Below are 14,278 nucleotides of genomic sequence, written 5' to 3' on the forward strand. Positions count from 1 at the left end.
GACTGTCCCCATGCGCACGGCGCGAATCATCGGATCGCGCCGTGTGTTTTCAGGACCCGCACCCGCAAACCGCTACACTATGCGCCATGAGCGCAACCGAACTGACCTTCACCCGCCCCGACGACTGGCACCTGCACGTGCGCGACGGCGCCCTGCTGGCCGCCGTGCTGCCGGACACCGCGCGCCGCTTCGCCCGCGCCATCATCATGCCGAACCTGAAACCGCCGGTGGCCACGGTGGCGCAGGCCCGGGCCTATCTCGAGCGCATCCTGGCTGCTCTGCCCGAGGGCGCGGACTTTCAGCCGCTGATGACGCTGTACCTGACCGAAGCCACCACCCCGGACGACATCGCCGAGGCGCGCGAGAGCGGCTTCGTGCACGCGGTGAAGTACTACCCGGCTGGCGCCACCACCAACGCAGCCAGCGGCGTCACCGACCTCCGCCGTATCTACCCGGTGCTCGAAGCCATGCAGCGACATGGTCTGCCGCTGCTGATGCACGGGGAAGTCACCGACTCCGCCGTGGACATGTTCGACCGCGAGCCGGTCTTCGTCGAACGACATCTGACGCCGCTGCGCAATGATTTCCCGGACCTGCGCATGGTGCTCGAGCACATCACCACGCGCGAGGCCGCGCAGTTCGTGCAGGACGCCCCCGCGCACGTGGGCGCGACCATGACGCCGCAGCACCTGCTGATGAACCGCAACGCGATCTTCGTCGGCGGCCTGCGTCCACACCACTACTGCCTTCCGGTGCTGAAACGCGAGACGCACCGACAGGCGCTGATGGCGGCAGCCACCAGCGGCGACCCGAGCTTCTTCCTCGGCACGGACAGCGCGCCGCATCCGCGCCACGCCAAGGAAAGCGCCTGCGGCTGCGCCGGTATCTATTCCGCCCACGCCGGCATCGAGTTCTATGCCGAGGCCTTCGAAGCCGCCGACGCACTGGACAGACTGGAAGGCTTCGCCAGCTTCCACGGCGCCGATTTCTACGGCTTGCCGCGAAATACCGACACCATCACCCTCAAGCGCGAAAGCTGGACGGTTCCCGAGGAAGTCGATTTCGGCGGCGTGCCGGGGGTACCCCTTCGCGCCGGTGATACCGTGGCCTGGCGACTGACGGACTGAGACACCGTCGACAGACGGCCCGCTTTCGCCATGCGTTACCCTGATCTCCGCACGTCTTGCGTGTTTCTATCGCGCAAACAGCATGCGATGATGCCTCAGGCGTTCCAAGGGGCCCACCATGTCGGCCGGCAAGCAAGCTCCTGACTCGAATCTGGAGTCAAAGGTCAGCGGATTGCTGGACCTGCAGCGTGAGTTATTGACCGTGGTCGCCCGACACGGCGCCCTCGAACCACGCCTGGACCAGCTCTGCCGACTCTTCGAGCAAGCCGTGGACGGCATGGTCGCCACCATCATGCAGCTCGACGCAGGCACGGACCGGCTGCGTTTCGTGAGTGCGCCGACCGCGCCGAAGGACCTGCTTCGCCAACTCGACGACACCCAGCCAGGCGATGGCTACGGTTCGTGCGCACACACGGCCTGGACGGACCGGGCAACCTACGTCTGTGATGCCACGAAGGACCCTCACTGGACCGCAGTCCGCGACGTGGCGGCGGCGTCCGGCGTGCGTTCCTGCTGGTCGGCTCCGGTGCACGATCGCGAGCAGAACATCATCGGGACCTTCGCCCTCACTTCGCTGCGGGCACACCTGCCCGATGACTACCAGCGGCGCCTTCTGGAACTGGGCGCGATCAGCGCCGGACTCCTGTTCGACCAGGAGGGCGAGGCTCGCGCCAAGGCCGATAGCGACCGAACCGTGCACCGACTCGCGCTGGTCGCCGACCACTCGCCGAACGGCATCTTGTTCACCGACACCGCGGGTACCATCGAATGGGTCAACGCCAGCGCGCTGAAACTGCTCGAATGCGCAAAGGACGACATCGTCGGTGAGAACCTCCGCGCTGTGCTGATGCAGGAGATGTCCGTCTTCGACAGCGATGCGGTGCTGCAGACCATCCGACGCGGCGAAGCATTCGCCGGTACATTGCAGCTGCGCCGCCCCTCCGGAAAGCGCTGGGCGGCACAGATCACCTGCACGCCGAGGCGGAACGCAGAAGACTCGCAGCTCGAAGGCGCCGTGGTGATGCTGATCGACGTCAGTCCATTGCAGCGCCTGTCCGAATTCAATGTGCTGCTAGCCAATGTGGACATGCGGCTATCGCGGCGCAACGAACCCGAGAAACTGCTGCAGGACATCTGCGAACTCGCGGTTGCGCATGCCGGTCTCAGTCTGGCGTGGATCGGTCGGCCCGACCCGGACACCGGCTGGTTCGAACCGATGGCGGCGGCCGGACCCGGCCGCCCTTACCTCGACGTCGTTCGAATTTCCAGCAACATGGACCTTCCCGAAGGACGGGGTCCTTGCGGCCTGAGCTGGAACGACGGCCAGACCCGCTTCGACTGCTCCTTCACGGACGACGAGCTCAAGCCGTGGGCGAAGGCCGCGCGTCAGCAGGGTTTCGCTGCCATTGCGGTATTGCCAATCCATCGCGCGGGCCAGCTGTGAGCCCTGCTATGCGTGTACCACACCGAACTGCACTCGTTCGATTCGGCGCTTCAGCAATTGCTGAAGACGATGTCGCGGAACATCTCCTCCGGCCTGGATCGCATCGACCTCATGCGCCGCGAAAGCGAGAGCCAGGCCCTGAACCAATCCATGCTCGAGAGCACTACCGTGGGCGTGGTGCTGACGCGCAACAATGTGGTCTTCCGCGCCAATCGCCGTGCGGCGGACATCCTCGGCGTCGCCGGACCAAAGGCCCTGGAAGGCATCCGCGCCTCGGCCTTCTACGGCGACCCAGATGCCGGCCGATGGCTTGCCAGAAAGACCTATGAAGCGTTCGCGGACAACCGAAGGGCCATCTTCGAAATTCCAGCACGGCGGATGGACGGCCGCCGAATCTGGCTGCGGCTGGAAGGCGCTCCCTTCGATCACGACGACTACGACGAGATCTGGAGCCTGATCGACCAGACCGAGCAGCACCAGGCGATCGAACAGCAGACCCTGCTCGCCAATGCCATGTCCTCGGTGCAGGAAGGCGTGATCATCACGGACGCCCAGCAGCGGATCGTGTACGTCAACGAGGGCTTCCACGCACTGACCGGTTACACCTTCAAGCAAATGCATGGCCGCACATGCAAGTTGCTACAGGGACCCGACAGTAACCCGGAGACCGTTCAACGCATCCATGCCGCCCTGCAGGACAAAGGCGCATTCGTCGGCGAAATTCTCAATTACCGCAAGGACGGCAGTACGTTCTGGAACCTGCTGACGATCAACCCGATTCGCGATGCGCAGGGCCGACTCAGTCATTACGTCGGCGTGCAACGCGACATCACCGACCTGCGCCAGCTGAACGCGCGCATGGAACATCTGGCCTTTCACGACTAACTCACCGGACTGCCCAATCGCCGAGCGCTGGATCGCTATCTGGCAGACGCTCTGCCCCGCAGTGTCGCCGACGATCAGGTCCTCGCCGTGGCCATGATCGACCTGGACGACTTCAAGATCATCAACGACACCCATGGCCACGTCGGCGGCGACCGGCTGCTCAAGGGCGTCGCTCAACGGATCCAACCCCTTCTGACCAAACACGACTTCTTCGCCCGTCTGGGCGGGGACGAGTTCGTGGTGGTTTTCCACGAACGCTCCCAACGCCGCGCGGAGAAACATCTGCGCAAGCGCTTCGACGCCATCGGCCGGCGATTCCGCGCGCCACTCGACGTCGGACTGGATCGTCCCATCCACGTCGGCCTGAGCATGGGCATCGCGCTGAGTCCGCAGCATGCCAGCGAGGGCGGCATGCTGTTGCGGCTGGCCGACGAGGCGCTGTTCAAGGTCAAGCGGAACAAGCTGGAGCGGGCCAACTGGTGGTCCATCCACGGCGAAGTGGACGAGGAAGAGCTGGCCGTCTCGATTGCGCCCTACGGCGACAGCGCCGCCGAAACACTGGACGTGGCGCGCCCGCATCTGGCCGATGCACTGTCCGACATCGTCGATGAGTTCTATGCACTGGTGCACACCGCCCCCCACGCTTCGCGCCTACTGAACGGCCTGGCCCCTAAAGAGATCGAGCACCTCAAGCAGCGTCAGATCCTGCACGTCCAGTTGCTGACGTCCGGAAGCACCACGCGCAAGAGCCTGATCGAGGCCAGCAGGCGCGCCGGACGCATCCACGCGCTGATCGGCATCGACAGCGTGCTGCTGATGCGCTGGATGGCCATCTACCACGAGAGTCTGGTACGACAGTGCAACATGCTGCCAATCAGCAAGCGCAGCCGCTATCACCTGGCGCAACTGCTCGACCACCGCCTGCAAGACGATCTGCAGGCACAACTGGAAGCACAGACCTTCGTGCAGGATCGCTACGCAGCGATCATCGACCAGTTCATGCCCGATCGCGGTTCCAGCTGGAACGACGCCATCAGCCTGGAAATGCGCCTGCTAGCCCGGCTGCCGGGCATGGCCTGCGTCATGGTCCTGCGCCAGAGCGGCCCGGAAACCTACAACATCGAGTCCAGCGCCGGCACTGCCGCACATGCCGTCGCCGGTGCACTGCGTGCCGAATACGGTGTGCGTCACAGCGCGAACCTCGCACCTCCCGACGATAGCCTGCTGTCCAAGAGCTGGCATACGGCCGAAATCCATACCTGCCCCCACCTCGCGGAAGTGCCGGACAACACTCCGGCACTTCCCCGTGCGCTGATGCAGGACGAGATCCGCGCCGCCGCCTGCATTCCGGTGATCGACGAGCAGCGCCTGCCGGTCGCGCTGCTGCTGCTACTGGGGCATTACCCGAATCAGTTCGAAAGCAAGTACATGCAGCACTTCATGCGCAATCTGCAGTTGCGTGGCAACGAGATCTGGCAGCGCAGCATGCGCCCGCCGCCGCCGGTGCCCTACGAGCAGGCCGTGGCCTTCCGCCGCCGCCTTTTCAAGGACGGCCTGCGCATGCTGCTGCAGCCAGTGATCGATTTTCGCAGCGGACGCGTGACCAAGGTCGAAGCCCTCGCCCGCCTCACGCTCGAAAGCGGCGAACAGCTGGGACCCGACGTCTTCCTTCCCCTGCTGCGGAATACCGAACTGGATACGCTGTTCCAGCGCGGCCTGGACATGGCGCTGAGCGACCTGGTCGAACTGGAACGGCAGGGACTGCGTATCGACCTGGCCTTGAACATCTCGCCGCATACGCTGGCCGAACCCGATTGCCCGGAATGGGTGGCCGAAGCCCTGGAACGGCACGGTCTGGCACCGCAACGCCTGATTCTGGAGATCCTGGAAAACCAGCGTGTCGACCGGGCAGCGCGCGACGCGGGCGTGCAGCGTCTGGTGACACTGGGCGTGCGCTTTGCCATTGACGACCTGGGCTCGGGCTACAGCAGTCTGCGCCGACTGGCCAGCCTGCCCTTCGACGCGGTGAAGATCGATCAGGATCTGCTCGCACGCCTGCATGTCGATCCGGTGCAGTCGATCACCCTGATCAGCGCCGTGGTACAGATCGGTCGGGATTTCGGCTGCAAGGTGATCGCAGAGGGCCTGGAAGACCCGGGCATGATCGAAGTCGCGCGGCTGCTCGGCGCGAGCATGGGACAGGGCTATGCGATCGCCCGCCCCATGCCGGCCGCCGACCTGCCTGCCTGGAGCCGGCAGTTCGTGCTCGATACCGGCGATGACGGCCCCAAGACGCCGCTGGGCGGCCTGGCGTTCCAGTGGATTTCCGTGCGGCATGGCTCACTGCACACGAAGACGCTGGAAGACTGCCCGCTCACGCGTCTGATGCAGTGCCACAATCAGCATGCCGGGGATGCGAAGGCGCTTCATGCGGCCGTGCACGCCGACCCGCAAGACGCACGAGCCGCGCACCGCCTGCTGGAGTGGATGCAGGCCTGCATCCTCGGCCCGGACGCCGCGCTGCGCTGCGAAAGGCAAGAAAAAGGCCGCCCCGACTAGTGCAGGGCGGCCTTTTCGAACGCTTTCCGCGACCCGGAAGCACCGGAGCACGAAACGAATGTGGTGGGCGGTACAAGGATCGAACTTGTGACCCCTTCCATGTCAAGGAAGTGCTCTACCGCTGAGCTAACCGCCCAAGAGCCGCGCATTGTAGCCGAGCCGAACGGAGGCCACAAGCGCTTTCAGTGCAGCGCTTCCTCCTTGATCCGGGCGATCTCGTCGCGGACCTTCGCGGCGGCTTCGAACTCCAGATCCTGGGCGTGCTGGTACATGCGCGATTCCAGCTTCTTCAGCTGCGCGGCAACCTGCGTTGCGCTCATCGCTGCGTAATCCGGCCGCTCCTCCGCCACCTTGCGCATGGCCTCGCGGCCACGGCCGCGCTTGCGGCCGGAGTCGCCGTGGGCGCCTTCCATAACGTCGGCGATGCGGCGCACGATGGTCTTCGGCGTGATGCCGTGCTCGGCGTTGTAGGCCAACTGCTTCTCGCGGCGGCGAGCGGTCTCGTCCATCGCCGCCCGCATCGAACGGGTGATCTCGTCGGCATAGAGGATGGCCTTGCCGCGCACGTTGCGGGCGGCGCGGCCGATGGTCTGGATCAGCGAGCCGGTGGAGCGCAGGAAGCCTTCCTTGTCGGCGTCGAGAATCGCCACCAGCGACACCTCGGGCATGTCCAGACCCTCGCGCAGCAGGTTGATGCCGACCAGCACATCGAATTCGCCCAGACGCAGGTCGCGGATGATCTCGACGCGCTCGACAGTGTCGATGTCCGAGTGCAGGTAGCGCACGCGGACGTCATGCTCGGCCAGGTACTCGGTCAGGTTCTCGGCCATGCGCTTGGTCAGCGTGGTGATGAGCACGCGATCGCCGTCGGCCACGCGCTTGCGGATCTCACCCAACACGTCGTCGACCTGGGTGCGCACCGGACGCACCTCGACCTCGGGATCGATCAGGCCGGTCGGGCGCACCACCAGCTCGACCACGTTGCCGTCATCGTGCGCTGCCTCGTAACGGCCCGGCGTGGCGGAGACGAAGATCCGCCGCGGCGCACGCTCCTCCCACTCCTCGAAGCGCAGCGGGCGGTTGTCCAGCGCCGACGGCAGACGGAAGCCGAACTCGACCAGGGTCTCCTTGCGCGAGCGGTCGCCCTTGTACATGGCGCCGATCTGCGGAATGGTCACGTGCGACTCGTCCAGCACCAGCAGCGCATCCGGCGGCAGGTAGTCGAACAGGGTCGGCGGCGCCTCGCCGGGTCCGCGCCGGGTCAGGTGCCGCGAGTAGTTCTCGATGCCCTGGCAATAGCCGACCTCGGCCATCATCTCGATGTCGAAGCGCGTGCGCTGATCCAGGCGCTGCGCCTCGACCAGCTTGTTGGCCTTGTACAACTGCTCCAGGCGCTCCTTGAGCTCTTCCTTGATGGTATCGATGGCGTTGAGCACGCTCTCGCGGGTGCTGGCGTAATGCGTCTTCGGGTAGACCGTGTAGCGCGGCACCTTGCGCTGCACTTCGCCGGTCAGCGGATCGAACAGGGCCAGGTTCTCGATCTCGCCGTCGAACAGCTCGATGCGCAGCGCCTCGGTGTCCGACTCGGCCGGAAATACGTCGATGATCTCGCCGCGCACACGGTAGGTGCCGCGGCGCAGCTCCATCTCGTTGCGCGTGTACTGCAACTCGGTCAGCTGGCGCAGCAGCTTGCGCTGGTCGATGTGCTCGCCGACCGACAGGATCAGGCGTAGGCTCAGGTAGTCCTCGGGATCGCCCAGGCCGTAAATGGCCGAGACCGTGGCCACGATCAGCGCATCCGGGCGCGACAGCAGTGACTTGGTCGCGGCCAGACGCATCTGCTCGATGTGGTCGTTGATCGAGGCATCTTTCTCGATGAACGTGTCCGACGCCGCCACGTAGGCCTCGGGCTGGTAGTAGTCGTAGTAGCTGACGAAGTATTCCACCGCGTTGTGCGGGAAGAATTCCTTGAATTCGCCGTACAGCTGCGCAGCCAGCGTCTTGTTCGGCGCCATCACCAGGGTCGGTTTCTGCACCTGCTGGATCACGTTGGCGATGGTGAAGGTCTTGCCCGATCCGGTCACGCCCAGCAGCGTCTGCGCGGCCAGGCCCGCCTCGAAGTTCGCCACCAGCTTGTCGATGGCCTGCGGCTGATCACCGGACGGCTGGTAGGGCGACACCAGTTGGAAACGTTCGCTCATGCCCGCGGACCTGCGTCAAAGGACTTCAATTATACGGAACCTTGCCTACACGCCTTTGCGCCGCCCCCGACGAACTCGCCCGTTCGGTGCCGATATCGCTCCATGCCCGCCCGACGCAGCATGGATACCGGATCGCACGGAATGCGCACATGCCCGGAAACAAACGAAAATCGCGTGGATTCACGCTCATCGAACAAATCGCCGCGCTGGGCATCTTCGCTGTCCTGATCGGCGTCGCCGTGCCATCGATGCAAGGTCTTCTGCATCGCAATCAGGCGCATGTCGCCATGGATGCGCTGAGTCGCGCGCTCCATGCAACCCGGATGCTCGCCATCGAGCGGCAGCGCCACGTCCTGCTGTGCCCGAGCGCCGACGGGCGTCGATGCAGCGGCGGGCACCAATGGCAGCACGGCTGGGTGATCGCGCTGGACCGGGACAACGACGGACAGCCCGATGGAAACGTCTTCTCCAGCCAGACCACCCTGCCCGGCGTGCGCATTCTCGGCAGTCGCAACCGTACGCATGTGCGCTACCACGCCGACGGCAGTGCACCGGGCAGCAACCTTACGCTGGTGATCTGTCCAACTGGGGATATCGGCTCGACCGTGGATGCCCTGGTGGTATCCAACGTGGGACGCATCCGTTCCGGGCACGTCCCCGCAACTCGGTGCCGACACTGAGACGCGCACCGCGGCGATACCACTCGACCGAGCCAACAAAAGCACACCCGCGCTGCGAACTCGTGCGCCCCAAAGGCACCCACCATAGAAGCCTTGTCGAACAGCATCCGCATGCACTGCGCAACGCGGTGAAGCACAGCGCTCCGGCAACAAAAAGCCCCGCACGATGGCGGGGCTTCCTGATTGTCGCGCAGACGCGAGAGGCATCGCGCAGACTTCGTGTGGCGCCCGAAGTAGGACTCGAACCTACGACCCCCTGATTAACAGTCAGGTGCTCTAACCAGCTGAGCTATTCGGGCAGCGAGCTGCGCATTTTTGCTTCCGAGCGTCGATCTGTCAAGCCGAAGTTGCACTTTCTTCTTGCGCGACGTGATAGCACGGCTCGTAGGCGGTGCCTCCCGGCAACTTCATGCGCTGCTGTTCCACAAACGCCTTCAGCAGCGTGTCCAGCGCGCGCATGATCTCCGGGTCACCATCGATGTGGAACGGCCCGTGCTGCTCGATCGCGCGCATGCCCTCTTCCTTGACGTTGCCGGCCACGATGCCCGAGAACGCGCGGCGCAGATCCGCCGCCAGCTCGTGCCGTGGACGATCCCGGTGAATGCGGAGGTTGGCCATGGCCTCGTGGTTCGGCGCGAACGGCTGCTGGAACTCGTAGGGGATGTGCAGCGACCAGTTGAAGAAGAATGCGTCCTTGGTGTCCAGACGATAATTGCGCACCTTCTCCAGCCCGCGAACCATGCTGCGCGACACCGCCGCCGGATCGTCGATGATGATCTCGTAGCGTTCGGCCACGGCGTCGCCCAGAGCCAGACGCAGGAAGCGATCGATCTGCTCGAAGTACGCCGCCGAACGAGCCGGTCCGCTGAAGATCAGCGGGAACGGAATCTCGCGATTCTCCGGGTGCAGCAGGATGCCCAGCAGATACAGGATCTCCTCCGCGGTGCCGACGCCCCCCGGGAACACGATGATGCCGTGCCCCGTGCGCACGAAGGCCTCCAGGCGCTTCTCGATGTCCGGCATGATCATCAGATGATTGACGATCGGGTTCGGCGACTCCGCCGCGATGATGCCCGGCTCGGTGATGCCGATGTAGCGGTTGCGGCGGCGGCGCTGCTTGGCGTGGGCGATGGTCGCGCCCTTCATCGGCCCCTTCATCGCGCCCGGACCGCAGCCGGTGCAGATGTCCAGCATGCGCAAGCCGAGCTGATAGCCGACCGCCTTGGTGTAGTCGTACTCGTGACGCGAGATCGAGTGCCCGCCCCAGCACACGACCAGATTCGGATCCATGTGCGTACGCAGAATGCGGGCGTTGCGCAGGATCTCGAACACGATCTGGGTCAGCCCTTCCGAGCCGGCCTCGGTGAATTCGCGCGGCGCGATCTGGGTGGCGACGTAGACGATGTCACGCACCACGGCCACCAGCAGTTCGTTGATACCGCGGATGATCTGCCCGTCGACGAAGGCCTGGGCCGGCGCGTTGCTCAGTTCGATCTTGATGCCGCGCTCCTGCTGCAGCACCTCGATATCGAAGTCGGGGTACAGCTCCAGCATGCTGCGCGGATCGTCGCTCAGACTGCCCGAAGTCAGCACCGCCAGCGCGCAGCGCCGCAGCAGCGCATGCAGGCCGGAACTGCTGGCGTCGCGCAGTCGGGCGACTTCGTTGCGGGAAAGGATATCAAGGCCGCCGGCGGGCGAGATGCGCGCGCTGACGGTATTGGAACCGGCCGAGCCGGTGTAGGAAACATTCACGGGTGTGGGACTCCTTGGACGCCTGCAGTGCACCGATGACCGTTCCGGCGCGACCGTGACGCCCCGCAAGCTTTGCGGGCGAATCGGCCGAGGTCAAGCGCCCTCGCCGATACATGGCGACGGACATCCGGGCAAAAAAATGCCGGCGCCCTTGCGGACGCCGGCAGATGGACTACGAGAAGTCCTGTTTAGAACGTGTACTTCAGCGTCAGCATGGCCGACCAGCGCGAAACCACGCGAGTCGGGTTGCCGCCGGCGTCGTACGTCTCCAGCTGCTGGGGCTGGAAGTTGCCGTTGCTGTCGGTCGGCAGGTTGTACACGTACTGACCCTGCGCATTGATGCCGCCGTAGCCGCTCAGCGTGCGGGTGTCATATCCACCGACGTAACGGACATCGCCCCACTTCTTGTTCAGCAGATTCAAGAAGTTGTAGATATCGAGGCGAATGATGCCCTTGTTGCCCTTGAAGAAGCCCGGAACTTCCTGCTGGAAGCTCATGTTCATCGTGTTCACCCAGGGCATGCGGGCTTCGTTGATGCCGGCAATCTGGCCACGATGCTTGGCCAGGTAGGCATCGCTGTCGATGTAGTTCTGGAACTGCTGAACCAGCTTGGCGCTGGCCGAACCGTAGCTCACCTTCGGATCGTTCAGGGTCGGGATGTAAATCGGATCCTCGTAGCTCACGCCGTCACCGTTGACATCACCCGAGAAGATCCAGGTGTACGGCAGACCGCTGTGGCCCGTGTAGAAAGCCGACACCATGGTGTTGTAGTCACCGAAGAAGGCATGGCGCCAGGTCACGCCCAGCTTCAGGCTCTTCGGAATGTCACGCTCGGCGACACTGGCGATCTCCTGGTTCGGGTTCACGCGCGCCCAGTACTTGTAGCCGGAGGACGCCTGCGAGCTGCCCGCCGGGTTGACCTCGGTGGCATGGCTCAGGGTGAACGCCGCGCTGGCCGACCAGTCGTTGGAGAACGGCTTGGACAGGGCCAGGGTCAGGCTGTCGGTCTTGCCCTTGCTGGTGTTGCTCAGCTCGGTCGACAGGCTGTAGAACGACGGATCGGCATTGGCGTAACGGCTACCCGAACCGGTGGTCGGATCGGACCAGAACTGCTGACGGCCGTCCGGCAGGGTGCCGGTCGGGGCACCGATGTTCAGCGCGCGATAGAAGATCGCGTTCTTGGCCTGCGTGTGCTGGTACTCGATCGATCCGATCATGCCCCACCACGGCAGCTCGCGGTCCAGAGCCAGGCTGGCCTTCCACACCGTCGGCAGCTTGAAGTTCGACGAAATGGTGTCGACGTCCATCTGCGAGGCACTCGGGCCACCCGCCGGGATGTTCTGGTTGAACGCATCCGGGCTGAACGCGGCCTGCGTCGGGTCATACACGTAGTACGTGGAAACCGTCATGCCGTTGTTCTGGTACGGGTTGGTCAGCCACACCGACGGCGGGAAGGTCTGGAACAGACCGAAACCACCACGCAACTGGGTCATGCGCTCGGAGTCGAAGGTGTAGTTGAACGAGAAACGCGGCTCAACAACCTTGTTCTTCGAACTCAGCGTGTTGTTGTTCGGATAACCGAAGGTCTGCTGGAACTGCGGGTTGTAAATCGGCTTCTTGTTGGCCTTCGGAATGTTCACGCGCACGCCATACTGGATCGACAGGTTGTCGTTGACCTGCCAGGTATCCTGGATGAACGGGCTGTACTGGCTGTACGTCCACTGCGCGGCCACGTCATTGATCGTGTAGCCCGCGGCCGGCTGGTACAGGTTGTACGAATAGTAGTTGCCCGCAGCGAAATCGGCGATGCTGCTGAACACGTAGGCGCCGAACTCGGTACGACCGAACAGGTTGTAGATCTTGTTGCGCTCGGCGTAGATGCCGCCCTTGATCGTGTGATCACCGGCGTAGTAGGTGCCGGCCCAGTAGAACGTGGTCTTCTTCGTGTCGATCTTGTTGTAGTGGCGGTACTGCTCCTCGCCCAGATACACGCTCGGCGAGCTGTAGCGACCGTTCACGTACACCTGGACCTGTGGCGCCTGGTAGGGCACCTGGGTGTCCTGCGTGTAGTGCTGGTAACCGATCTTGGTCTCGGTGGAGAAGTTGTCCGACCAGTCGTCGAAGAACTGCAACGAAACGTTGTCGGTCTTGATGGCCTTGGTGTACATGTAGGTACTCAGGCCGATCGAGTTCGACGAATTGCCGAGGATCTGCGGCAGCGTTTCCTTGGTCTTGCTGAACGACAGGCTCGCACGATGGTTATCGGTGATGTTCCAGTCGATCTTGCCCAGATAACGCTTGTCTTCGAGGGTCACGCCACTGGCGCCGCCGAAGCCGCCGGCCTGCAAGCCCAAACCATTCGCAGCGTTGATGACTTTCTGCACGTCGCCCGGCGACAGCTTGTTGGACGTGGACGGACCATCACCCAGGCTGTAGTCCAGACCGTTGGTGGAATCCGCGCCGATGCCGGTGACTTTCTGCTTTTCCGCCGACAGGAAGAAGAACAGCTTGTCCTTGACGATCGGACCGCCAATCGTGAAGCCCGCGGTCGTGTTCTTGTCGAAGCCGTTGTACTTGTAACCCGGGTTGTTGGAGTTCAACCAGCCCGCGTCACCAACCATCTTGTCGGCATTCTGGTAGACGTAGTAGACCGAACCGTGGAATTCGTTCGTGCCCGACTTGGTCACCGCGTTGATGTCGGCGCCGACGGTGTCGGAGGCCACATCGTAGTTCGACGTCGAGATGTTGTACTCGGCGATGGTGTCCTGCGAGATCGGCGAGTTCTGGTACGGCAGACCGTTGGCGTTCAGGCCGAACGGGTCGCCCACGCCGACACCGTCGACCTGGATGTCATTGAAGCGGTTCGGCAGACCCATCGCCGAGATCGAGCCGTCGCCCTGGTTGGTCACGTTGATGCGCGGATCCAGGCGCGCAACGTCGTCGATGGAGCGGTTGGCGGCCGGGTTGGCCTCCAGCTCCTGCTGCGAGACGTTGGTCGACAGACCCTTGTTGTCCGGGTTGAACGTCTGCGTCAGCGCGGAATCGGTCACGGTCACCGAACCCAGCTGCTGCGCGTTGCTGACACCGGCACCCAGCGTCAGGTTGACCGCGGAAACCTGACCCAGCTGCAGGTAGACATTGTCCTTCTCACCCTGCGCCATGCCCGACTTGGACACGGTGATGTCGAACGGACCGCCGACGCGCAGACCCTGCGCGGCGTAGCGACCGTCGGCATTGGTGGTGACGACCTTGGTGGTGCCCGACGGCTCGTGCACGATCTGCACGGTCGCGTTGGCGACAGGCTGCCCCTGAGCATCAACGACACGACCGTTGACACCGGCCGAAGTGACGTTCTGGGCCATCGCCGGCGCTGCCGCCAGCAGCGTCGCGATCGCCAGCGGCAACGCACGCGCTCGAATGTTTCTCATCATTGTGATTTCCCCACTCGCAACAAGAAGCTGGACTCGAAAAAAATAAAAACCAGGACAGCGGCTGCGACGGCATCCGCCTGCACGACCTTGCACCTGTCCCCGTAATGGCACCTGCACGGTGCCTTTCACCCGCGCTGGTTAATGGTAGTTTAACAGCAACGGCATGACATTTTTATGTCGATCTGCAACCCGGCTCCGG

8 protein-coding genes and 2 tRNA genes are annotated in these 14,278 nt (G+C 63.9%); 5 read left to right on the plus strand and 5 right to left on the minus strand.

The features are described 5' to 3' along the window. The first annotated feature begins 86 nt into the window (after positions 1–86). From pyrC to BTJ49_RS13835, 4 genes are all read left to right on the plus strand, one after another. Positions 87–1,127: a dihydroorotase gene (pyrC, locus tag BTJ49_RS13820; RefSeq protein ID WP_113066011.1), complete on the plus strand. Its 1,041-nt coding sequence runs from the start codon at positions 87–89 to the stop codon at positions 1,125–1,127. A 118-nt stretch (positions 1,128–1,245) separates the two neighbouring features. Beyond that, positions 1,246–2,571: a GAF domain-containing protein gene (locus BTJ49_RS13825; protein WP_113066012.1), complete on the plus strand. Its 1,326-nt coding sequence runs from the start codon at positions 1,246–1,248 to the stop codon at positions 2,569–2,571. 12 nt (positions 2,572–2,583) lie between these two features. Next, positions 2,584–3,456, plus strand: coding sequence for a PAS domain-containing protein (locus BTJ49_RS13830; RefSeq protein WP_113066013.1), 873 nt, complete (start codon positions 2,584–2,586; stop codon positions 3,454–3,456). 9 nt (positions 3,457–3,465) lie between these two features. Continuing rightward, entirely contained in the window at positions 3,466–6,015 is a 2,550-nt protein-coding gene (locus tag BTJ49_RS13835; protein WP_255420392.1) for an EAL domain-containing protein, read from the plus strand. A 61-nt stretch (positions 6,016–6,076) separates the two neighbouring features. On the opposite strand, the gene BTJ49_RS13840 is transcribed toward BTJ49_RS13835, so the two are convergent. Together BTJ49_RS13840 and uvrB are read right to left on the minus strand one after the other, a co-directional pair. Then, a tRNA-Val gene (locus BTJ49_RS13840) sits at positions 6,077–6,151 on the minus strand. Between the two features lie 46 nt (positions 6,152–6,197). Beyond that, positions 6,198–8,216, minus strand: a complete 2,019-nt coding sequence (gene uvrB / locus BTJ49_RS13845; RefSeq protein ID WP_113066015.1) for an excinuclease ABC subunit UvrB — start codon at positions 8,214–8,216, stop codon at positions 6,198–6,200. 149 nt (positions 8,217–8,365) lie between these two features. Here uvrB and BTJ49_RS13850 point away from each other — a divergent pair, with 149 nt between their 5' ends. After that, positions 8,366–8,896, plus strand: coding sequence for a GspH/FimT family pseudopilin (locus BTJ49_RS13850; RefSeq protein WP_113066047.1), 531 nt, complete (start codon positions 8,366–8,368; stop codon positions 8,894–8,896). Between the two features lie 222 nt (positions 8,897–9,118). Here BTJ49_RS13850 and BTJ49_RS13855 read toward each other — a convergent pair. From BTJ49_RS13855 to BTJ49_RS13865, 3 genes are all read right to left on the minus strand, one after another. Then, positions 9,119–9,195, minus strand: a tRNA-Asn gene (locus tag BTJ49_RS13855). A 37-nt stretch (positions 9,196–9,232) separates the two neighbouring features. After that, positions 9,233–10,648, minus strand: coding sequence for a nucleotide 5'-monophosphate nucleosidase PpnN (ppnN, locus tag BTJ49_RS13860; RefSeq protein WP_113066016.1), 1,416 nt, complete (start codon positions 10,646–10,648; stop codon positions 9,233–9,235). 188 nt (positions 10,649–10,836) lie between these two features. Beyond that, complete coding sequence (locus BTJ49_RS13865; RefSeq protein ID WP_113066017.1) at positions 10,837–14,079, minus strand: TonB-dependent receptor; 3,243 nt, start codon at positions 14,077–14,079, stop codon at positions 10,837–10,839. Positions 14,080–14,278 lie beyond the last annotated feature (199 nt).

This window comes from Oleiagrimonas sp. MCCC 1A03011, from assembly GCF_003267965.1.
In the GTDB taxonomy this organism is placed as follows: domain Bacteria; phylum Pseudomonadota; class Gammaproteobacteria; order Xanthomonadales; family Rhodanobacteraceae; genus Oleiagrimonas; species Oleiagrimonas citrea.

Bases quoted from the DNA above. Each gene is read 5' to 3' on its own strand.
- BTJ49_RS13825 (WP_113066012.1), top strand. From the start codon at position 1,246: ATGTCGGCCGGCAAGCAAGCTCCTGACTCGAATCTGGAGTCAAAGGTC.
- pyrC (WP_113066011.1), top strand. From the start codon at position 87: ATGAGCGCAACCGAACTGACCTTCACCCGCCCCGACGACTGGCACCTG.
- BTJ49_RS13865 (WP_113066017.1), bottom strand. From the start codon at position 14,079: ATGATGAGAAACATTCGAGCGCGTGCGTTGCCGCTGGCGATCGCGACG.
- uvrB (WP_113066015.1), bottom strand. From the start codon at position 8,216: ATGAGCGAACGTTTCCAACTGGTGTCGCCCTACCAGCCGTCCGGTGAT.
- BTJ49_RS13850 (WP_113066047.1), top strand. From the start codon at position 8,366: ATGCCCGGAAACAAACGAAAATCGCGTGGATTCACGCTCATCGAACAA.